Below are 21176 nucleotides of genomic sequence, written 5' to 3'. Positions count from 1 at the left end.
CGCACGCCGGGGCCGATTCCGCCTCAGATGATGTAGTCGGTGGGCGCGGCATAGCCGCCCCCGTGGTACAGCAGCGGCGCACCGTCGGCCCCGGTGCCTCCCTCGATCACCTCGGCGACGACCACCGCGTTGTTCTCGAAGGACAGCCTCATGGTGATGCACCCGATCAGCCAGCCGGCCACCCCGTGCAGCAGCGGGACCCCATGGGAGCCCGGGCTCCAGTGGTCCCCGCCGAAGCGGTCCGAGGTGCGGGCGAACCGGTCCGCGAGGGCCTGGTTGTCGAGGCCCAGCATATGGACGCCGACAAAGCTGGTGTTGGCGACCGCCGGCCAGGACGAGGACCCCCGCGCCATATTGAATGTGAATCGGGCAGGGTCGGCCGACAGGGACGCCACGGAGGTGGCGGTGAACCCGAAGGGCTGTCCGTGGTAGGACGCGGTAATGATGGCGACCCCGGCCGCATGGCGGCGGAAAACCCCGCGGAATGCCGACCCCGGGCCCGGATCGGCGGCGGCAGGACTGTCCTTCACCAGGTTTCCTTCCATGGCTCCTCCTTCAACAATCGCGATCCGCACCCGCGTGCGGGGCGGCCGCCGGCGGCTCCGGCAATCCCTCAACCCTAGGCGAGCCGGGCGGCGGGGGCGTGCTTTTGTTAATGTAGAAGTCATGCACCCCTCCCGCCCGCTCGACGCCGGCTCCTACCCGCCCCCGGTGTACGCTCCGGCCCCGAACCGCGCCGCTGCCCCTCCCGTGGGACTGCTGTGGTGGGCCGGTTCGACGGCGGTGCTCGGCATCGTCCTGGGCGTGGTCTGGTGGCTCGGCGCCCCCGGCGGGATCCTTTACGGCGATGGACGGCTCCCGGGCACCTGGCTGCTGCGCGACCTGACCCTTGCGGGGCTTGAAGTTGTTGCGGGCGTAGCCGTGGGAACGGTGCTGGCCCGGCGCCTCGGGCGGCCCGGCGGGCTGCGGCGTCTTCTTGCCGCTGTCGGCGGCTCAGTGCTGGGGTCCGTGCTCGCCGTCCTGATCGGCACCGCGCTCGGGGCCTGGATCGGTCCGCACGGCAGCCCGGAGATCCCAGGGTCGGGCTTCGGGCTCCACTCACCGGGTGCCGCCGCCATCTGGCCGGCGGCCGCCGCCCTCATCGTGTTCCTTGCCGCCCTGTTCGACTGGCTGCAGCGCGACCGCCCCTGACATCCGGCCGGCGTCCCGGGCGCCGGTAGACTGGCCGAGTGGAAAATGCAGCAGCCGCCCCGGCCCGCGAGGGCTTCCGAACCATCGACCTGCGAGGTCTCTCCCTCAGCCGGCGTGAGTTGAAGCGCGCGCTGCCACGACCGCTGGTGGGGGACCATCCCCCCGAAGAGGCGGTCGGCCGAATCCTCGAGGACGTCCGGAGCCGTGGCCTGCCGGCCCTGAGGGAGCTCGCCCGCCGCTTCGACGGCGTGGAGCAGGACCACCCGCGGGTGCCCGCCGATGTCCTGCGCAGCGCCCTGGAAAACCTCGATCCGCAGGTCCGTGCGGCCCTGGATGAGGCGATCACCCGCGCCCGCCTGTTCGCCGCGGCGCAGGTGCCGGCCGAGGTGGAGGTCAGCCCGGCCCCGGGGGCACGGCTCGTGTCCCGGTGGGTTCCTGTTGACCGGGTGGGCCTCTACGTGCCCGGCGGCCTGGCGGTCTACCCCTCGTCGGTGGTGATGAACGTCGTTCCCGCGCAGGCGGCCGGCGTGCCCTCGATCGCCCTCGCCTCCCCGCCGCAGAAGGAATGGGGCGGCTGGCCGCACCCGGTCATCCTGGCGGCGGCGGCCCTGCTCGGAATCACCGAGGTGTATGCGATCGGCGGTGCCCAAGCGGTGGCTGCCTTCGCGTACGGCCTCGAGGAGGCCGACGGCCACCCTCCCCTCGAGCCGGTCGACGTCGTCACCGGGCCCGGCAACGTCTTCGTGGCCACGGCCAAGCGGCTCGTCCGCGGCGTCGTCGGCATCGACTCGGAGGCGGGTACCACCGAGATCGCGGTGCTGGCCGACGCCGGCGCCGACCCCGTCCTCGTCGCGGCGGACCTCGTCAGCCAGGCCGAACACGACCCGCAGGCAGCCTCGGTGCTCGTCACGGATTCGCCGGCCCTCGCCGATGCGGTGCGCATCGAGCTCGGCCGCCAGGCGGACGCCACCCGGCACCGCGAACGGGTGCTCACGGCCTTGTCCGGTCCGCAGTCGGGGGTGATCCTGGTCGACCACCTCGACGCCGGCCTTGAAGTCTGCAACGCCTACGCCGCCGAGCACCTCGAAATCCACACCGCCGACGCCGCGGCCGCCGCAGCCCGGGTCCGCAACGCGGGCGCGGTCTTCGTCGGACCGTACAGCCCCGTCAGCCTCGGCGACTACTGCGCCGGCTCCAACCACGTCCTGCCCACCGGGGGGACCGCCTCCTTCGCCTCCGGGCTCAACACGACGACCTTCCTGCGGGCGCAGCAGGTGGTGGAGTACTCACGGAGTGCGCTTCAGGACGTCAGCGCCCCCATCCTGGCGCTGTCCGAGGCCGAGAACCTGCCCGCCCACGGCGACGCCGTGCGGGCGCGCTTCCCCGGCAATAACCACTAGATGTGGTAATTGCACGCTTGTAGTTTCCCCACATCTGGTTCTACACTTGAACCATCCGGAGCGCCCAGCGGTCCGGCACCCGCCCATCCGGCCCGAGCGGAGACAGGAGTACGCAGTGCACTGCCCTTACTGCCGCAACTCCGACTCCCGGGTCGTTGACAGCCGGCTGGCCGACGACGGTTCGGCGATCCGCCGGCGCCGGCAGTGCCACGCCTGCGGGCGCAGATTCACCACGGTGGAGACGACAAGCCTCAGCGTCATCAAGCGCTCGGGTGCCGGCGAGCCCTTCAGCCGCGGCAAGGTGATCAACGGCGTGCGGAAGGCCTGTCAGGGCCGGCCGGTCACCGAGGACGACCTCGCTCTCCTGGCCCAGGAAGTCGAAGAATCCGTGCGTGCCAGCGGCGTCGCCGAGATCGATGCCCACGAGGTGGGACTGGCGATCCTGGGCCCCCTGCGGAAGCTCGACCAGATCGCCTACCTGCGTTTCGCCAGCGTGTACCAGGGCTTTGAATCCCTTGAGGATTTCGAAGAGGCCATAGCCACCCTGCGGCTCCAGTCCTCCGAAAACGCGAAGGTTCCCTCGGGGGCGCAGCGGCCCCTGACCGCGCACTAGGTGCGCCTTGAGACCCCGGTGGTGGCGGCGGAGGGGAAGCCGGCGCCACCACCGGCACCACGTCCCGCCTGACCGGACGTCCCGACCGGGGCCCGCCCTCGTCCGACGCACAAAAGACCCGTGCCTTCCGGTGATGCCGGTCGGCACGGGTCTTTTCGTGCGGGTCTTTTCGTCCGGGCCTTTTCGTACACTGCTGCCCCGTGCTGGGTCGGCGCGCGGGCTACTTGGTGCTTGAGGGGGACAGCAGAAGCGCCGCCTGCAGCGCCCCGCCGACGATGCCCGCCTGGTTCTTCAGCTGGGCCGGAACGATGCGGGTGCGCAGGTCCAGCGAGGGAAGGTATTCGGCGCTGCGCTTGGAGATCCCGCCGCCGACGATGAACAGCTCGGGGGAGAAGAGGAACTCGACGTGGGAGAAGTACCGCTGGAGCCGCACCGCGTACTCGTCCCAGTCGATCCCGTCCCGCTCCCGGGCCACGGCTGACGCCTTGGACTCGGCGTCGTGCCCGTCGATCTCGAGGTGCCCCAGTTCGGCGTTGGGCACCAGCTGCCCGTTGAAGATGAACGCGGAACCGATGCCGGTGCCCAGGGTGATCACCAGGACTGTCCCGGCCACGCCCTTGCCGGCGCCGTAGCGCACCTCGGCAAGGCCGGCGGCGTCGGCGTCGTTGATGACGTGGACGCTCCGGCCGAGGACCCGCGTGAAGAGGGCGTCGACGTCGGTGTCGACCCAGCTCTTATCGACATTCGCCGCCGAGCGGGCGACGCCGTGCTGGATGATGGCCGGGAAGGTCACACCCACCGGGACATCGGCGGCCGGACCGCCCGGACGAGAGGAGAGCTCGGTCACGATCTCGGCCACGACGCCGGCAACAGCCTCCGGGGTGGCCGGCTGGGGGGTCGGAATCCGGTAGCGCTCACCGACGATTTCGCCCTTGGCGAGGTCGACAATGCCGCCCTTGATCCCGGTGCCGCCGATATCGACACCGATGACGGTGGCGGGCAGCTTCCGGCCGGGCTTCTTCTTGTCGATGTCCTTGGGCATGATTCTCCAGGTGATATTCGTGGCCGGGCGGGCGGTTCGCCCGTCCCGGGCCGTTTCGTGGATTGGTCGGTGTGCTCGAACCGCCGGGCGGCGGGTCAGGGCAGGGTGAGGATCTCAGCGCCGGTGTCGGTGACGACCAGGGTGTGTTCGAACTGCGCGGTGCGTTTGGCGTCGCGGGTCACCACGGTCCAGTCGTCAGCCCACATGTCCCACTCGATGGTGCCAAGGGTCAGCATCGGTTCGATGGTGAAGACCATTCCGGTTTCAATCACCCGGTTGTAGGCCGGTGCGGCGTCGTAGTGCGGGATGATCAGGCCGGTGTGGAACGCCTCGCCCACGCCGTGGCCGGTGAAGTCGCGCACCACGCCGTAGCCGAAACGGCGTGCGTATGACTCGATGGCGCGGCCGATCACATTGATCTCCCGGCCCGGGGCGACGGCCCGGATCGCACGGTTCAGCGCCTCCTTCGTCCGTTCCACGAGCAGCCGGGATTCCTCGTCGACGTCGCCGATGAGGAAGGTGGAGTTCGTGTCGCCGTGGACGCCGTCGAGGTAGGCGGTGATGTCGATGTTGAGGATGTCCCCGTCCTGGAGGACGGTGCTGTCCGGGATGCCGTGGCAGATCACCTCATTGATCGAGGAGCAGATCGATTTGGGGAAGCCGCGGTAGCCGAGCGTCGACGGGTAGGCGCCGTGGTCGATGATGAACTCGTGGCCGATCCGGTCGAGGGCGTCGGTCGTGACGCCGGGCTGGGCGTGGCGCCCCACCTCCTCGACGGCCTGGGCGGCGAGCCTGCCGGCCTTGCGGATCTTCTCGATGGTTTCGGCGGTCTTCACCTCCGAGCCGGTGAAGGGCGCCGGGGCCTTGCGGCCGACGTACTCTGGGCGGACGATTCCGGACGGGACGGGGAGCCGGGGACTGACCATGCCGCGCTGGAGCGTTCCAACGGGTGCGGTGCCAGGATTGTGGGGCATACCCTTGATCTTATAGGCGGCGGGGTTCAGAGCTGAAAGCGCCGCCGAGAAGGCCGCGGGCGGCTGCCGGAAGGCCGGCACCGGCGGCGGCCGCCATCGACGACGCAGGAGGAGAAGACGATGCCGCAGTACTGGTTCAATGTCCGGACCCATGAGGTCGAGGTGGATGCGCAGTCCGACTGGAAGCAGCTCATCGGTCCCTACGAGACCCGCGCGGAGGCCGAGCGGGCCCTTGAAAAGGTTCAGCAGCGCAATAAGGCGTGGGACGCCGAGGACGAGGACTGAACGCCGGCAACCCGGCTAGAAGGAGTGCTCCGGGCCGGGGAAGCTTCCGCTGCGCACCTCCTCGGCGTAGCGGGTGGCGGCATCGGCCAGCACGGAGCGGACCTCGGCAAACTGCTTGACGAACTTCGGCTGCTTCCCGCCGCGCAGGCCCGCCATGTCCTGCCAGACGAGCACCTGGCCCGTCGTCGAGGCGCCTGCGCCGATGCCGATGGTCGGCACCTGCACCGCGGCATCCACCTTGGCCGCGACCTCGGCCGGCACCATCTCCATGAGGACGCAGAACGCACCGGCCGCCTCGAGGGCAAGGGCGTCGTCGATGACCCTCCGGCCGGTGTCTCCACGGCCCTGGACCCGGTAGCCGCCGAGGGCGTGTTCGCTCTGGGGGGTGAAGCCGACATGCGCCATCACCGGGATGCCTGCCCGCACGAGCGCGCGCACCGTGTCGGCGAACTGTGCGCCGCCTTCGAGCTTCACCGCATGCGCCCCGCCCTCCTTCAGCAGGCGCACCGAGGACTCAACGGCCCGGGCGGTCGAAACCTCGTAGCTGCCGAAGGGCAGATCGGCCACAATGAGCGGACGGCGCGCCGCGCTGCTCACGGCACGGGTGAACAGCACCATCTCATTGAGCGTGATCGGCAGGGTGGTGGCGTGTCCGAGCACGTTGTTGGCGGCGGAGTCGCCGACCAGGAGCACCTCGATGCCTGCCTCGTCGAAGATCTGCGCAGTGTACTGGTCGTAGGCCGTCAGCATGGCGAAGCGCCGGCCCTCCGCCTTGGCCTGCTGCAGGTGGTGGGTCCGGATTCGAGCCGGGCGCGGGACCTGACGGGGCTCTTCGGGGGTGGAAGCTCCGGTGCCGTACGGGGCGGGCATTTCGGCGGAAGTCATGGATCCGAGCCTACTTCACGGCCACGGGCTTCCCGGAGCCGCGCCCCCGCCGCCCGGTAACCGGCCTGTAACATCGCCGCGCCATACTGACCCGGACACCGGCGGACGCGGTTCGGGCGTCCGGGTCAGTAGAGTATGGAGAGATTCCGGCTCGGCCGGCCAACCGGCGCCGGCAGGGAACGGCTCGGCGCAGCGCAGACGCGGCAGGAAAGAGGGTAGGAATGAACCGGCAGCAGGAATTCGTACTGCGGACGATCGAGGAGCGTGACGTCCGCTTCGTCCGGCTGTGGTTCACCGACGTCGTCGGCTCGCTTAAGTCCGTCGCCCTGGCCCCGGCCGAGGTCGAGGGGGCCTTCGAGGAGGGCCTCGGGTTCGACGGCTCCTCCATCGAGGGCCTGGCCCGGGTCTTCGAATCCGACATGCTCGCCCAGCCCGACCCGTCCACGTTCCAGATCCTGCCCTGGCGCGGGGACAAGGAGCAGACCTCGCGGATGTTCTGCGACATCCTCACCCCCGACGGCCAGCCCTCCGCCGCCGATCCGCGCAGCGTGCTGAAGCGGACCCTCGCCAAGGCCGCCGACATGGGCTTCACCTGCTACACGCACCCCGAAATCGAGTTCTACCTGCTGAAGTCCGCCGAGCTCGGCGCCGACGGCCGCCCCATCCCCGTGGACCAGGCCGGCTATTTCGACCACGTGCCCGGCGGCGTCGCCCAGGACTTCCGGCGGACCGCCGTCGCCATGCTCGAGTCGGTGGGCATCAGCGTCGAGTTCAGCCACCACGAGGGCGGGCCCGGGCAGAACGAGATCGACCTTCGCTACGCCGACGCGCTGCAGACCGCCGACAACATCATGACCTTCCGGACGGTCATCAAGGAGGTGGCGCTCACCCAGGACAGCTACGCGACCTTCATGCCCAAGCCGTTCTCCGACCACCCCGGCTCCGGCATGCACACCCACTTCTCGCTTTTCGAGGGTGACTCGAATGCGTTCTTCGAGGCGGGCGCCGAATTCCAGCTCTCCAAGACCGCCCGCCAGTTCATCGCCGGCATCCTGCGGCACGCCCCCGAGTTCACCGCGGTGACCAACCAGTTCGTGAACTCCTACAAGCGGCTCTGGGGCGGGGGTGAGGCGCCCAGTTACATCTCCTGGGGTCACAACAACCGCTCCGCGCTGGTGCGCATCCCCCTGTACAAGCCGAACAAGGGCCAGTCCGCCCGGATCGAGTACCGGGGCATCGACTCCGCCGCAAACCCCTACCTCGCCTACGCCGTCCTGCTCGGCGCCGGGCTGAAGGGCATCGAGGAGGGCTACGAACTGCCCCTGGGCGCCGAGGACGACGTCTGGAGCCTCACCGCCGCCGAGCGGCGTGCGATGGGCCACGATCCGCTCCCGGCGAGCCTGCACGATGCGGTGCGCGCCATGGAGGACTCCGAACTCGTGGCCGAGATCCTCGGCGAGCAGGTCTTTGAGAACTTCCTGCGCAACAAGCGCGCCGAATGGCACGACTACCGTATCGAGGTCACCCCCTATGAGCTGCGCCGCAACCTGGGCATCCTGTAACGGCACCCGCCGGGCCGCTGGTGCCCGATGAGCCTGGCCGGAAGGCTCATCAGCGCCGGTTTCACCGACCTTGAGAAGAGCACCCGGTTCCTTGAGGCTCCGGAACTGGCGGGCATCGACGCGGAGCTGCTCTTCGCCGCGCTGGGCCACGCCGCCAGCCCGGACCTCGCCCTCCAGTCCTACGTGCGCCTGCTGGCCGTCGAACCCGCGGTGGCGGACCTGTTTACCCGGGAGCCGGACCGGGCCACGGCGCTCTTCCGGCTGCTGGGGGCCTCCGAGGCCCTGGGGGAGTTCCTCATGCGCCACCCCGGGCACCTCGAGGCGGTCCGGCCCCCGGCGCGGGCGGAACCCGCGGTGGCACCCGAGCAGCTCCGGGCCTCCCTGCTGGCCGCGGTGGACGCCGATCCGGCGGTGGAGAACCCCGTCGCCGGGAAGACCGGGACGGGCGCCCACCAGTGCCTGCGCGCGGCCTACCGCCGCCACCTGACCGAGCTGGCGGTGCGCGACCTCTCCCATCCCTCTCCCGTCGACTACCTGCCCACCGCGGCCCGCGAGCTGGCCGACCTGGCCGCCGCCGCACTCGAGGCCTCCCTCGCCGTGGCCCGTGCGGACCTCGCCGGAAGCTACCCCGCCGACGACATCGCCGCCGTCCGGCTCGCCGTCATCGGGATGGGCAAGTGCGGGGCAAGGGAACTGAACTACATCTCAGACGTCGACGTGATCTACGTGATCGACGCCCCGAGCCTCGACGAGGCCCTCGCCAGCCGCATCGGCACCGCCCTGGCCACCGGCATCTCCCGCGGGGTCTACTCCCCGGGGCCTGAACCGGCGCTCTGGGAGGTCGACGCCAACCTCCGGCCGGAGGGCCGCGACGGTCCGCTGGTGCGGACCCTCGAATCGCACCTGACCTACTACTCCCGGTGGGCCTCCACCTGGGAGTTCCAGGCGCTGCTCAAGGCGCGGGCGGTGGCCGGAGACCCGGAGCTGGGGCGCCGCTACGAGGAAGCGGTGGCGCCGCTGGTGTGGACCTCGTCGGAGCGGGAGGGCTTCGTGGAGTCCGTCCGGGCGATGCGCCGGCGGGTCACCGAGAACATCCCCCGGCACGAGGGGCCAAAACAGCTCAAGCTCGGCAGCGGCGGCCTGCGCGACGTCGAATTCACCGTTCAGCTGCTGCAGCTGGTGCACGGCCGGGCCGACGAAAGCCTGAGGGTCAGGGACACCGTCACTGCGATCACAGCCCTCAGCGCCGCCGGGTACATCGGGCGGGCCGACGCAGCGGACCTCGACAACGCCTACCGATACCTGCGCCTCCTTGAGCACCGCATCCAGCTCACGCAGCTGCGCCGCACCCACCTGATGCCCGACGGCGACGCGGCCCGGCACGCGCTGGCGCGCTCCACCGAAGGCGCGCTGGTCAGCGTGCGCCCCACCGCGCGGAGCATGGTCGAGAAATGGCAGCGGACCCGCCGGCTGGTGGAGCGCCTCCACGAGACCATCTTCTACCGGCCGCTGCTCAACACCGCGGCGAACCTCAGCCTCGAAGACGCCAAGCTCACCCCGGAGGCCGCCCAGGCGCGGCTGGCCGCCCTTGGCTACTCCGACCCCAAAGGGGCAATGCGCCACATCGAAGCCCTTACCGGCGGGATCCGGCGCCGGGCCGTGCTGCAGCGCCAGCTCCTTCCGATCCTGCTGGCGTGGTTCGCCGATGGAGTGGATCCCGACGCCGGGCTGCTGGGCTTCCGCCGCCTCAGCGAATCGCTGGGGGAGAGCCACTGGTACCTCGGGATGCTGCGGGACTCGAAGGCCGCGGCGGAGCGGCTGTGCAATGTGCTGTCCTCGAGCAGGTTCATCACCGATCTGCTCGAGGTGTCCCCGGAGTCGACGAAGTGGCTGGGCTCGGACCCCGAGCTGGTCCCCGACACCTTCGAGTCGCAGTGGCAGGAAATCCGGTCGAAAATGTCGCGCCACCCGCAGCCGCAGGACGCGATGCGGCTGATCCGCCTTATCCGCCGTCGGGAACTGCTCCGTATCGCCATCGCCGACAGCGCCGGGCTCCTCACGCAGGCCGCGGTGGGCAACGCGCTCGCGGACGCCGACCGGGCCGCCGTGCTTGGAGCCCTCCACGTCGCGGAAAATACCATCCACACGTCCGAGCCGCGCATCACCGACGTCGTCGTCATCGCGATGGGACGCCAGGGCGGCCGGGAGATCACCTACGGCTCCGACGCCGATGTACTCTACGTCCACCGGCCGCTGCCGGGAGCCGATTCGGCCGCCGCCCAGCGGCAGGCGGAGAAGGTGGTGGCGCAGCTCGCCGCCAACCTCACCCAGCCGTCCAAGCCGCCGGTCCTGGCGGAGCGGGTCCTCGAAATCGACGCAGCCCTGCGTCCGGAGGGCCGGCAGGGGCCAATGGTGCGCTCCCTCGACTCATTCCGTGAGTACTACAAGCGGTGGTCGCTGATCTGGGAGGCCCAGGCGCTGCTGAGGGCGCGGCCGATGGCGGGCAGCGATGCGCTGGCGGCCGACTTCCTCGAGCTCATCGACCCGATCCGCTACCCGTCGTCCCTGTTGGAGACCGACGAGCGGGAAATTCGGCGGATCAAGGCGCGGATGGAGGCCGAACGCCTTCCGCGCGGAGCCGACCCCTCCCGGCACCTCAAGCTGGGCCGGGGCGCCCTCAGCGACGTCGAATGGCTGATCCAGCTGCTGCAGCTCCGCCACGCCGCCCGGGTGCCCGAACTCCGGACCGCCTCCACGCTCGAGGCGATGGACGCCGTGGAGGCTGCCGGGCTGCTGCCGGCACGCGAAGTGGAGACCCTGCGGCGCAGCTGGCTGCTCACCAGCAGGCTGCGTGCGGCCAACGTGATCTGGAGCGGGCGCAGCTCCGACGTTTTGCCCTCCTCCCGCCGCGACCTTGAGGCGGTGGCCCGCTGGTGCGGCTACGGGCCTGGAAAGGGTGCCGAGCTGGAGGAGGACTACCTGCGCCTGACCCGTCGGAGCCGGGCCATCTTCGAACGCAACTTCTACGGGACCTGACGTGTGTAGTCGCGAGACAGGGCGGTTTCAGCCCGAACGGCTCGCGTTGAAGCGTTTGGCAAATTCAGGGATGAGCGAACGCATATAGGTGCCGGTCACGTGGTCATCATCAAAGTAAACATGGACGCCCCCAATTGCCGCATAGCAGCGCCCTCCGGGGCAGAACTGGTCGGAGAAGTCGAGCACCTTGATTCTGCTCGATTGCTCAGCCTGCGCCGCCTCGGCGAGGGGGTCCACGGCAAGGGCCTCCGAACCATCGGTCGAACACTCCACTGGTGCATCCCGGTTCTTGGTGAGGCAGTCGGCCGTGGTCCGGCCGAGCGTGAGGGGGGTATCGCGCAGGACGTACACCTCGGCGCCATGGTTTGCCCAAGGGGTGATCCGCTCCGCGAAGCCGTCACGGTACTGCTCAAGCTGAGGACGGCCGGTGCCATCCTCGATTGTTTCGCCGGCGCCGAAGGAGGAGACGAAGATGATATCTGGCCTCTCCTCGTTGATGCGTTGCGACACCGAGCTGCTCCACCCCCGGCACGAGGAGTCGAAACCCGGGTCTCTCACGGGCTTACCCTTGAAGGCGACCCTTTCCACGTCAACGATGGGGCAACCGGGGAAGAGGCTCTTTCTTAGCACCCAGTTGTTCTGGCGGGCAAGCTCGGTGACGGCTGACTGCCAGTGCTCAGCGTGCGAATCCCCAACCAGCCAGACGGTCACCGCTGCTGCCGTGCCATTCGCGAAGTTGCACTCGGTGAGGCGCACTTTGCCGTCGACAACAATTGGGTTGTCGGCCTTCGTGCACTCCTTGGCGGATTTCCACGGCGCATCGTCCGCGCTGACTTCCGCAACCGCGGGCGGTCCGAACGGATCTGCGCAATGGCGACCGGCGGTGAGGCTCTTGGCCCCGAAACACGGCCCCCCGGAGGCTGCGTCCAAGGCGGCACTCTGCTCGCGTTGCAGACTACTGGCGGTGAACACCATGGCTCCGGCAGTCACGGTGACCACAGCCATGGCCACGAGGGTGAGCGTGAAGATGCGGCGGGGCGAAAAACCCTTGAACAGCCGGGTCCGGCCCGGATCTTCGATGAGGTACTTGGTGAGCACAGCAAGCACCACGGAGGCCCCAAGCAGCGCCGCTCTGTCCCAGTTCGAAAGGTCCCTGTCGAGGACGCCCGGGGCGATGACAATCAGCGGCCAATGCCAAAGGTAGAGGGAGTAGGAGATATCACCGATGAACTGAACGGGTTTGACCGCTAGCAGCACGTTGGGGGACCATCGCGGATGATGCGGGCCGGACCAGAGAACCAGCATCGTCCCGGCCACCGGCACCAGGGCAGCACTGCCGGGGAAGAACGTCGACTCGTCGAAAGTCAATGCCGAGAGGAGAATCAGGGCGCATCCAAGCCACTGAGCCATCCCACTCAGGCGCAGCCTGCCACCGAGACGGTAGGAGGGTATGTTGGCTGCTGCGAGCGTGCCCAACAGTCCGCCGGCGGCGAATTCCCACACCCGGGCGGGTGTCACAAAATAGGCTTCGCTGCGGCTGGTATAGGTGATGAAAATACAGAAAACCAGGGAGAGAATCCCGACCGCGGCGAGTCCGAGCCTGACGGTCGGCTGACGCCTCAGCCGCAATCGGGCGGCCAGGAGGAAGAGACCGAGCAGGAACACCGGCCACACGAGGTAGAACTGTTCCTCGACGGAAAGCGACCAGTAATGCTGGGCCGTCGAGGCGGCCGCATTCGCCGCCGAGTAATCGACCGATCTGGCAGCGAGGAACCAATTCTCCACGTAGAGGGTGGCGGCGACGGTTTCCTGCGCAATTGACTCCCATCGCGGAAACGGCAGAAACACCCAGGCCGCGGTAAGAGATACGACCGAGACGGTAAGCGCCGCGGGCAGCAGCCGCTTGATGCGGCGGGCGTAGAAGGCGCCAAGGCGCACTGTTCCCGTGCGGTCGAGCTCGCCCAGCAGATGCTTGGATATAAGGAACCCCGAGATCACGAAGAACACGTCGACGCCGACATACCCGCCCGGCAGCGAGGAGGGCCAGAGGTGGTTGAGGACCACAAGACCAACGGCGACGGCCCTTAGCGCCTGGATGTCCCGCCGGGCTCCCTTGGTCGAGCCGGACCTGCGCGGACGCCTCTGCGTCTGCATGGCGTTGTCGATCATCCAGTAGCTCCATCATCCGGCGGGTTCGCACGACGCAAAAGAAACCGGCGGAAATTCCGGGTGGATGTCGGGCATCGCGTCAAGGCGAATCCCCACCACCGCCCTCAATGGAAGGACGGGCACAAGCCCTCTTGCGACTGAACGAGTCTAGGCGATCCTCCTGTGAAAGAAGGGATTCCTGAGACGTGTCGCACCAGATCAGTTGGCGTCAACAGCACTCGATGCTCTGGGCAATTACCTGTTTATCGCCCGTATGCTACCCGACCCCTCCAAATGGGGTCCGGTTTCGTTGCCGCGGATTGATCAGCAGCCTTACGGTCAGGGCATCCCGCTCGCGGGTTCACCCCTGAACAGAGAGTTAATTATGCGTTTTTCTTCATTGGTAGCCGCGACGACGCTCGGGCTCGTCGTCGCACTGGCACCAGCCGTCCCGGGCTTCGCCGGTCCCGCCGAACGGCGGGCCAACTGCACCGCGGTCGGCGGCACGACCAGCACGAACAGCCAGACCTGCACCATCACGACCACCGTTGTCGGTCCCGCCCTCCCCTCCGGCGCAGCGACGACCACGTTCGGCCCGGACCGCCCCGTCGGTCCGCCGGTCACGGTCGACACATCGGAGCCGGTCCGCCAGCCCAACCCCGCGGTAACGACCGAGGAACGCAATGCGGGCGAGGCGGCCGTCGTCGAAACCGAGCGCCGCGGCACCCCCGTCGTCACCGAGGAGGACCGTGACGCCGGCGAGGCCACCAGTGAGGACGTCATCGTCGCCGGCACACCGACCTCCACCACCCGCACCGAGCGGGGCACACCGACCAGCACCGACCAGGCGACAACGACCAACTGCCGCAGGGTCAACAACGACCGGGCGGCCAAGCCTGTCGAAAAGTGCGACCGGGCCGTCCTCACCACCACGACGACGCCGACAACCGTTGTCACCACGACGACCACTCCGCAGGAGCGGGTCACCACGACGACCCAGCCCCGCGAGACGCTGATCACCACGACAACGCCGGTCACCGAGGTATTCACCACCACGCAGCCGCGGGAGTCGTGCACCACAACGACCTTCCAGACAGTAATCGCGACCGCGAGCACACAGCAGACGACGCGGACCGCGACGACCTCGCAGCCGACGACACGCACCACGACCTCGACGACCTCGACGTTCCGATTCGACGAAATGGACCGACCCACCATTCTCACCGGCACGCCGACCGTCGCGACTTCCCCAGCTGCCGGTGATCCAATCGTTACCACGGCGGAGGTCGCGGGTACCCCGGTTGTCACGGCAGGAACCCGGCCCGGGCCCGAGCAATCGGACGTTGTCTGCACGCCGGCCGCTCCGGTGATCACCACGAGCGACGGGGACACGAGGCAGGATGTCACAACGGCGACTGCGCCCGCCGCGTCCGTCATCAAGCTGACCCGCGAGGACATCGCCCCGCTCGTCGTCGAGACCGAGGCTCCCGGAGCGCCGATCGTCACCACGAACACCCGCACCACCGGTGAATCCTGCTTCAAGAATCCATCGACCGCCGAACAGCGCCGCAACCGCTGCTAAATCCGGCCGGGATATCCAAGGCTGCCGCCCACCCCCTCGGTGGGCGGCAGCTTTTTCGTGCGGGCAGCGGGCTCCTCCCAGCGGCGAGCTCATGTCCGCCGCATCCCGGCGTGGGAATCTCAGCCGGCGCGGCTGGCCTCGAGGTCGGCGGCCAGAGCGGGGGCAAGTGATCGCATGAAAGTGGAGGTCACATGGTTGTCGTCGTAGTAGACGTGGGCTCCACCGATGGAGGCGTAGCACCGCCCGTCGGGGCAGAACTGATCCGACAGGTCAAGGACCTTGATCCGGTCCGAACCTGCGGCTTTCGCGGCTTCGGCGAGGGGATCGGCGGGAAGCGCGTCGGCGCCGTCGTTGGAGCAGGCACGCGGAGCGGTGGGGTTCTGCGCCAAGCACTCGGCCGTGGCGCGGTTCCGGGTCAACGGGGTGTCGCGAAGGACGAACACCTCGCTGCCTGCCTCGGCCCAGGGCAGGGCCCGGCGCGCGAATCCGTCACGGTACTGCTCGGGCTGCGGGCGGCCGCTTCCGTCGTCGATCTTCTCCACCACGCCGAAGGACGATACGAAAACGAGTTCGGGCTTTTCAGCGGTGATTCGCTCTGAGACGGCGCCGCTCCACTTCAGGCACTTCTTCCGGTACGCCTCGCTGGTGGTCGGCTTGCCCTTGAATGCCACCCGGGGCACATCGACGACCGGACAGCCGTCCACGACGCTCTTCTTGACCATCCAGCGGTTCTGCCGGGCAAGTTCGAAGATTGCCGCCTGCCACTGCTCGGCGTGGGAATCTCCCACCAGCCATACGGTGGCAGCCGGATCGGCGCCGCCGCCGAAGTCGCATTCAATCAGCCGGTTCGCCTTCTTGATCCAGAGGGGATCGGCGGCCCGCCCGCATTCGGGAGGAGTCGCCTCATAGGATTCGGCGGCGGTCACCACCTCGGTGGCGGGCGGCCCGAGGGGATCCGGGCAGAGCCGGTCGGGCTGGAGGCTGCCGGCCCCGAAGCAGGCGCTCCGCGAGGCATCCTTGAGGACGGCGCGGTGGTCACGCTCGGCGCTGTCGACGCTGACGACCATTGCCGCGGCCACCACGGAGACCACGGCCATTGAGGCGGCCGTTGCGCCGAGGACCCGGCCCAGGGGCGCACCGGCAAGCAGCACGGTGCGGCCGGGATCCTCAACCAGGGACTTGGTGAGTGCGGCCAGGGCCACCGCGACAGCGAGCAGCAGCACCTCGTCGCCGAGAGCAGGGTCGCGGTCAAGGATGCTGGGAGCCAGGACGATCAGCGGCCAGTGCCACAGGTAGAGGGAGTACGAGATGTCCCCGATGAACTGGGCCGGCGGCGCCGCCAGGAGAGCATTCGGGGACCACCCGGGGTGGAGCGGACCCGACGCCAGGACGAGCAGGGTGCCGGCCACGGGCACGAGCGCGGCGGCGCCGGGGAAAAGCGTTTCGTCATTGAAGCTGACCGCGGCGAACAGGATCAGGCCGAGTCCGGCCCACTGTGCGGCTCCGCGCACCAGCAGCCCTGCCCCTGTGCGGGGGAGCGTGAGGACGGTCGCCACGAGTCCGCCGGCGGCAAATTCCCAGACCCTGGTGTGCGTCACGAAGTACGCTTCGCTGGGACTGGTGTAGGTCAGGTGGATGCAGGCGATCAGGGAGAGCACGCCGGCGGCGGCCAGACCCCCGCGGACCACCTGGACGGAGGGGAGCCTCGACCGGCCGGCGAACAGGAACAGGCCCAGCAGGAACAGCGGCCAGACGAGGTAGAACTGTTCCTCCACCGACAGCGACCAGTAGTGCTGGACCGTCGACGGTGCCGCGTTGTCCGCCGAGTAGTCAAGGGACTTATCCGCAAGGACCCAGTTTTCGATATAGACGGTGGCGGCGATGGTCTCCCAGGCGAGGGCGGCCCATCTCGGGAACGGCAGGAAAACCCACGCCGCCGCCAGAGAGACAAGTGCAACCGTGAGCGCGGCGGGCAGCAGCCGCCTGATGCGGCGGAGGTAGAAGGCGCCAAGCCGGACGCCACCGGTGCGCCCGAGTTCTGAGAGCAGGTGCTTGGTCATCAGGAAGCCGGAGATGACGAAGAACACGTCGACTCCGACATACCCGCCGGGCAGAAGTGCCGGCCAGAGGTGGGCGATCACCACCAGCAGCACTGCAATGGCCCGGAGGCCCTGCACATCCTTGCGGACCTCTTTGGCCGGCGTAGTGGCGCGGCGTGGGGGCGCCATCGTGCGCACGGCGTTGCTCATTAACCGACCCCTCCATCCGTCGAACGGTTTTGCGGCGTTCGGAAAATTCTAAGGGTGCTGTGCTTTTCAGCCAATTCGGCGGCGCCGGACCCGCTGCCGTCCAGCCGCCATCGCGTGGGTCAATCCTTTCATTGGCGGCCCGCGCGGTGTCGCAGCAGTTTTCAGTGGAAATCCCGGCTGTGCTGTGTCAGAGTGCCACGTCGCATCTGACGGTCCGCACGCCTCTTTGAGCGTGCCGGGGGGGCCTGGCGCCCCCGTTTTCGGGGTGGGCGGCGGCATCGATCCCACAGCCGCCTTCCATTTCATGAGGGGCGGCGGCGGGGCTACGGGGTCAGAACTGGATGGTCTTGGAGACCCGGCATTTATTGCTGCCGGGTGCGACGCGCTCCGCATGGAGGCCCTGCAAGACCTCCTCGTCGGTCAGCGTGTGGCCGTCGGCAGCGGCAAGGGTCTGGATCTGCGCCGCGCCCACCGCGAAGACCTTACTGTCTTCAACCTCAGCGCCGGCATCCAGCTCAACTTCGACCTCGTATGTTTTCTCCATGGTCGATTGTTGCGCCGAACCGCCGGTTTGAACAGGTTCGGCTATACCTTCATGCACCCGGTCGGCTCCATCCGCCCAATCTCCTCCGTCCAAACTGCAGCTCACCACCCTTTGCACGCAGTGAAGCGTGGTGATGTGCAGTTTCGGCGGGGCGAACGTGCCTTCCGGACATCAGCACGACTGCAGTCAGTTTTCTCACCTCGGCGGCCTAAAATGGCCTCCAATACTCGGTCGGGACCTGCGCCCGAGCTTCTTGAAGTGGTGATTACGGATATGAGTGAACCGCGAAGGTCCGATCGGGCGAGACGAAGGGGACGAAGGAGAGGTCGCTTCAGTACTTGGTCGGTCACGATGGCGGCCCTGAGCGGTCTCGCGACACTCCTCGTGGCTTTCCAGATCGGCAGAGGCGCCGGGTACTGGTGATCTTTCGCCGGCCTCTGGGCGTCCACAAGGGGACGCAAAATTGCTCTTTTGGCGACCTCGTTGGCCGAACGTGTGTACTACTTCAATCCTAGGGGGATGCCGGGATGAGGTGCGGCGTGCTGTGGGGCAGAACGAAAGCCGTCCAACCTGGAGCACATGCCCTTGCTTGCACAGCAAAGCCGTGAGGATCCGGTTCCTCAAGCCCGCTATTCAGACCGGGAAAGAGGGCTGGGCTGGGCGGAACGCGGTGACGCCGCATGGGCACTGAACCACACAGCGGCCTCCTTCATGATTCTGGCGTCGTCAGAGCGATGCCTGACGTTTACGCACCTTCTCACGTCCAGCGCCCGTCTTCGAATGCACAGTCTTGCGGGATGTGACGTGGGCGCCTACGCTGCCGTCATGCGGCCCGCGAAGGGCCTGTGATGCATCGTGTAGTTCGTTCTGCACACCGCAAGTGCGAATAGACGTCGGTGATGATGTCAGCGGTAGCCACACCATCCGGATCGACACCGTGCCGGGATTCACCCAGGTAGTCGCTTTCTTCCGTTCTGAGGTGCGAGCCCTTCCTTCGGAAGGCAAGTGACCACTAGCACGTAGAAGAGGGATCCATTACGGATCCCCAACCTCAGCTAGTTGGAAAGTTCACGACTATGAACGCTTTCTTGAGGGGAGTGCTCGCCGCCGCTGCGATTGCACTCGCCTTTACTGCTTCAATGTTCTCTCCGTCCAGCGCCTTGGCGGCCCCACCATATGACAGGCCGAATGCCATGACGTGTGTTGCGGGTTCGGTCATCATCGATGCACCGACCAGCGTGCCCGTCGTTGGTGCCGTCCTGTGGCAAGCCGAGATCCAGACTTACAACACGGCCACGAGCCAATGGGAGATCCGCTTCAGAAGCCCCTACTACACCAACACAGCAGACCGGGTCTATGTCACCGCCGGCCCGTGGACCGATGCCAACGGGGACAACACTCACTACTCGATCGTGGCGGGAATCTCCCCCGGGGAGGGGCCGGTCACGATCCGGGTTTACAACCATTTCTGGCGGGCGGAGCAAGGGCAGTGGGTTTATGTCGACGCGGGATGGTTTTCCACCCTCGACGGCACCGCCACAGGCGGGCACACCTGTGTCCTTGATAATCGCGGGATAGTGGTGCGGAACCCGTAGCCTGTCTTTCGGTGGCGAGTCGTCCGTCTTGTATTTGAAGCGGAGACCTTATTTCCCCGGTGCCCGCTCAGTCGTCCGGGGCATGCCCGACGTGGGCGGGTGAAACCTCATCGGGCGGGACAAATTCATCCGCAGACGGAGGAATCCCCGGTCAGGAACGGTGCGGGCCGCTCATGCTTCCCACCACCTTTCGCTCGCGGTGTCCCTTCGCGGGATGCGTGCCGGGCGCCGGCGGCGACGCAGTTAGTGGGGATTGGCCCCTTCACGAGGTTCCCGTACCCAGTCACTGATCCGGAGCCGAGGGTGGACCCGCCCATGATGATCGCTCTGCGTCCAATCCACACAGGATCACCGACCGTAATCCGCCCACTTCCGCCGGGCCCGCGCCACGGTCGACGGTCTGCGTGAGGGCTTCCGGTTCCATGATCTTCGGCGCTACTTCGAGCCGCTCCTGATCGCATCAGGGCGTGACCTGAAGGTGGTGCGGACGCGCCTCCGGCACTCCTCCGCCAGGACGACGCTGGATACATACGGGCACATCTGGCTGGATAAAGATGAGTCCGCACGAGCAGCCGTTGCGGTAGTGCTGGCTGCTCGTGCGGACTCTCGGCGGACTAAACCCCGTTTAGCCCTGCCATCTAGCTAGACGCCGTAGTAGAGCTCGAACTCGTAGGGGTTCGGGCGCAGCGACAGCGGGAAGATCTCCACCTCGCGCTTGTACGCGATCCAGGTCTCGATAAGGTCCTGGGTGAAGACCCCGCCGGCCTGCAGGAACTCGTTGTCCGCCTCGAGGGCCAGCAGCGCCTCTTCAAGGGAGCCGGGGGCCTTCTGGATGTCCTTGGCCTCTTCGGCGGGCAGCTCGTAGAGGTCCTTGTCGATCGGGTCGGCCGGTTCGATCCGGTTCTTGATCCCGTCGAGGCCCGCCATCAGCTGTGCGGCAAACGCCAGGTAGGGGTTGGACGAGGGGTCCGGCGCGCGGAACTCGATGCGCTTGGCCTTGGGGTTGGAACCCGTGATGGGGATCCGGATGCCGGCCGAGCGGTTGCCCTGCGAGTAGACCATGTTGACCGGGGCCTCGAAGCCCTTCACCAGGCGGCGGTAGGAGTTCACCGTCGGGTTGGTGAACGCCAGGACGGCGGAGGCGTGCTTGAGCAGGCCGCCGATGTACCAGCGGGCGGTGTCGGACAACCCGGCGTAGCCGCGCTCGTCGTAGAACAGCGGCTCGCTGCCGTTCCACAGCGACTGGTGGCAGTGCATGCCCGAGCCGTTGTCATTGAAGACCGGCTTGGGCATGAAGGTTGCCGACTTGCCCCAGGCGTTGGCGACGTTCTTCACGATGTACTTGAACTTCTGCAGGTCGTCCGCGGCGTGGGTCATCGTCGTGAACTTGTAGTTGATTTCCGCCTGGCCGGCGCCGCCGACCTCGTGGTGGGACCGCTCGACCTCGAGGCCGGCCCGGTCCAGCTCGACGCAGATGGCGTCGCGGAGATCGGCCTGCTTGTCGACAGGAGAGACGGGGAAATAGCCGCCCTTGAAGGGGGTCTTGTTGCCGAGGTTGCCCCCGACCTCTTCGCGGCCGCTGTTCCACGGGGCCTCGATGGAGTCGACCTTGTAGAAGCTTCCCTGCGGGGAAGATTCGTACTGCACGTTGTCGAAGATGAAGAACTCGGCCTCGGGGGCGAAAAACGCAGTGTCGGCGATGCCGGTGGAGGCAAGGTAGGCCTCGGCGCGCTCGGCGACGCCGCGCGGGTCGCGGTGGTACGGGTCACCCGTGCGGGGGTTCACGATCGAGAAGTTCAGCGCCAGCGTCTTTTCGACCCGGAAGGGGTCGATGAAGGCGGTGGTGACGTCGGGGATCAGCTGCATGTCCGATTCCGCGATGCCCTGGAAGCCGCGGATGGACGAGCCGTCGAACAGCTGGCCGTGGATGAAGAAGTCGGCGTCCACCGATTTCGCCGGCACATTGAAGTGCTGCTGCACTCCGGGCAGGTCGGTAAACCGGACGTCGACGAACTTCACCCCTTCGTCAGCAATGTACTTGAGGACTTCGTCCGCATTCTTGAACATGGA

General features: G+C 67.8%; 16 protein-coding genes. 8 read left to right on the top strand and 8 right to left on the bottom strand.

Annotation, left to right across the window (positions count from 1 at the left end; genetic code table 11):
• Positions 1 to 23 precede the first annotated feature (23 nt).
• Positions 24 to 545 carry a flavin reductase family protein gene (locus E2F48_RS15555; protein WP_133404854.1) on the bottom strand — a complete coding sequence of 174 codons (522 nt, stop codon included), beginning with the start codon at positions 543 to 545 and terminating at the stop codon, positions 24 to 26.
• A gap of 121 nt (positions 546 to 666) precedes the next feature.
• On the opposite strand from E2F48_RS15555, the gene E2F48_RS15550 reads away from it, so the two are divergent.
• The 3 genes from E2F48_RS15550 to nrdR all read left to right on the top strand — a co-directional run bounded on the left by E2F48_RS15550 (position 667) and on the right by nrdR (position 3204).
• Positions 667 to 1191, top strand: a complete 525-nt coding sequence (locus E2F48_RS15550; protein WP_133404853.1) for a hypothetical protein — start codon at positions 667 to 669, stop codon at positions 1189 to 1191.
• A gap of 38 nt (positions 1192 to 1229) precedes the next feature.
• Entirely contained in the window at positions 1230 to 2591 is a 1362-nt protein-coding gene (gene hisD / locus E2F48_RS15545; protein WP_133404852.1) for a histidinol dehydrogenase, read from the top strand.
• Between the two features lie 115 nt (positions 2592 to 2706).
• Entirely contained in the window at positions 2707 to 3204 is a 498-nt protein-coding gene (gene nrdR, locus E2F48_RS15540; protein WP_133404851.1) for a transcriptional regulator NrdR, read from the top strand.
• Positions 3205 to 3424: 220 nt separating this feature from the next.
• On the opposite strand, the gene ppgK is transcribed toward nrdR, so the two are convergent.
• A complete protein-coding gene (gene ppgK, locus E2F48_RS15535; protein ID WP_120169670.1) occupies positions 3425 to 4246 on the bottom strand; it encodes a polyphosphate--glucose phosphotransferase in 822 nt (273 codons plus the stop codon).
• 95 nt (positions 4247 to 4341) lie between these two features.
• Complete coding sequence (map, locus tag E2F48_RS15530) at positions 4342 to 5220, bottom strand: type I methionyl aminopeptidase (RefSeq protein WP_133404850.1); 879 nt, start codon at positions 5218 to 5220, stop codon at positions 4342 to 4344.
• Between the two features lie 120 nt (positions 5221 to 5340).
• Here map and E2F48_RS15525 point away from each other — a divergent pair, with 120 nt between their 5' ends.
• Entirely contained in the window at positions 5341 to 5505 is a 165-nt protein-coding gene (locus E2F48_RS15525) for an SPOR domain-containing protein (protein WP_133404849.1), read from the top strand.
• A 15-nt stretch (positions 5506 to 5520) separates the two neighbouring features.
• Here E2F48_RS15525 and panB read toward each other — a convergent pair whose 3' ends face one another.
• Positions 5521 to 6390: a 3-methyl-2-oxobutanoate hydroxymethyltransferase gene (gene panB / locus E2F48_RS15520; protein WP_133404848.1), complete on the bottom strand. Its 870-nt coding sequence runs from the start codon at positions 6388 to 6390 to the stop codon at positions 5521 to 5523.
• 221 nt (positions 6391 to 6611) lie between these two features.
• On the opposite strand from panB, the gene glnA (E2F48_RS15515) reads away from it, so the two are divergent.
• Both glnA (E2F48_RS15515) and E2F48_RS15510 read left to right on the top strand, forming a co-directional pair.
• A complete protein-coding gene (gene glnA / locus E2F48_RS15515) occupies positions 6612 to 7952 on the top strand; it encodes a type I glutamate--ammonia ligase (RefSeq protein ID WP_133404847.1) in 1341 nt (446 codons plus the stop codon).
• Positions 7953 to 7979: 27 nt separating this feature from the next.
• Complete coding sequence (locus E2F48_RS15510) at positions 7980 to 10988, top strand: bifunctional [glutamine synthetase] adenylyltransferase/[glutamine synthetase]-adenylyl-L-tyrosine phosphorylase (RefSeq protein WP_133404846.1); 3009 nt, start codon at positions 7980 to 7982, stop codon at positions 10986 to 10988.
• Between the two features lie 27 nt (positions 10989 to 11015).
• Here the strand turns inward: E2F48_RS15510 and E2F48_RS15505 are convergent, their stop codons facing one another.
• Positions 11016 to 13157, bottom strand: coding sequence for an acyltransferase family protein (locus E2F48_RS15505; protein ID WP_133404845.1), 2142 nt, complete (start codon positions 13155 to 13157; stop codon positions 11016 to 11018).
• Positions 13158 to 13521: 364 nt separating this feature from the next.
• On the opposite strand from E2F48_RS15505, the gene E2F48_RS17400 reads away from it, so the two are divergent.
• Entirely contained in the window at positions 13522 to 14718 is a 1197-nt protein-coding gene (locus tag E2F48_RS17400; protein WP_165968797.1) for a hypothetical protein, read from the top strand.
• Positions 14719 to 14837: 119 nt separating this feature from the next.
• On the opposite strand, the gene E2F48_RS15490 is transcribed toward E2F48_RS17400, so the two are convergent.
• Positions 14838 to 16967 carry an acyltransferase family protein gene (locus tag E2F48_RS15490; protein WP_133404843.1) on the bottom strand — a complete coding sequence of 710 codons (2130 nt, stop codon included), beginning with the start codon at positions 16965 to 16967 and terminating at the stop codon, positions 14838 to 14840.
• A 331-nt stretch (positions 16968 to 17298) separates the two neighbouring features.
• A complete protein-coding gene (locus E2F48_RS15485) occupies positions 17299 to 17511 on the bottom strand; it encodes a hypothetical protein (RefSeq protein ID WP_133404842.1) in 213 nt (70 codons plus the stop codon).
• 1193 nt (positions 17512 to 18704) lie between these two features.
• On the opposite strand from E2F48_RS15485, the gene E2F48_RS15480 reads away from it, so the two are divergent.
• Positions 18705 to 19106: a hypothetical protein gene (locus E2F48_RS15480; RefSeq protein WP_133404841.1), complete on the top strand. Its 402-nt coding sequence runs from the start codon at positions 18705 to 18707 to the stop codon at positions 19104 to 19106.
• 642 nt (positions 19107 to 19748) lie between these two features.
• Here the strand turns inward: E2F48_RS15480 and glnA (E2F48_RS15470) are convergent.
• Entirely contained in the window at positions 19749 to 21173 is a 1425-nt protein-coding gene (gene glnA, locus E2F48_RS15470) for a type I glutamate--ammonia ligase (RefSeq protein WP_120169652.1), read from the bottom strand.
• Between the last annotated feature and the right edge of the window lie 3 nt (positions 21174 to 21176).

This window comes from Arthrobacter crusticola, from assembly GCF_004357995.1.
GTDB lineage: Bacteria > Actinomycetota > Actinomycetes > Actinomycetales > Micrococcaceae > Arthrobacter_D > Arthrobacter_D crusticola.
This window is presented reverse-complemented; position numbering and strand designations above follow the sequence as displayed.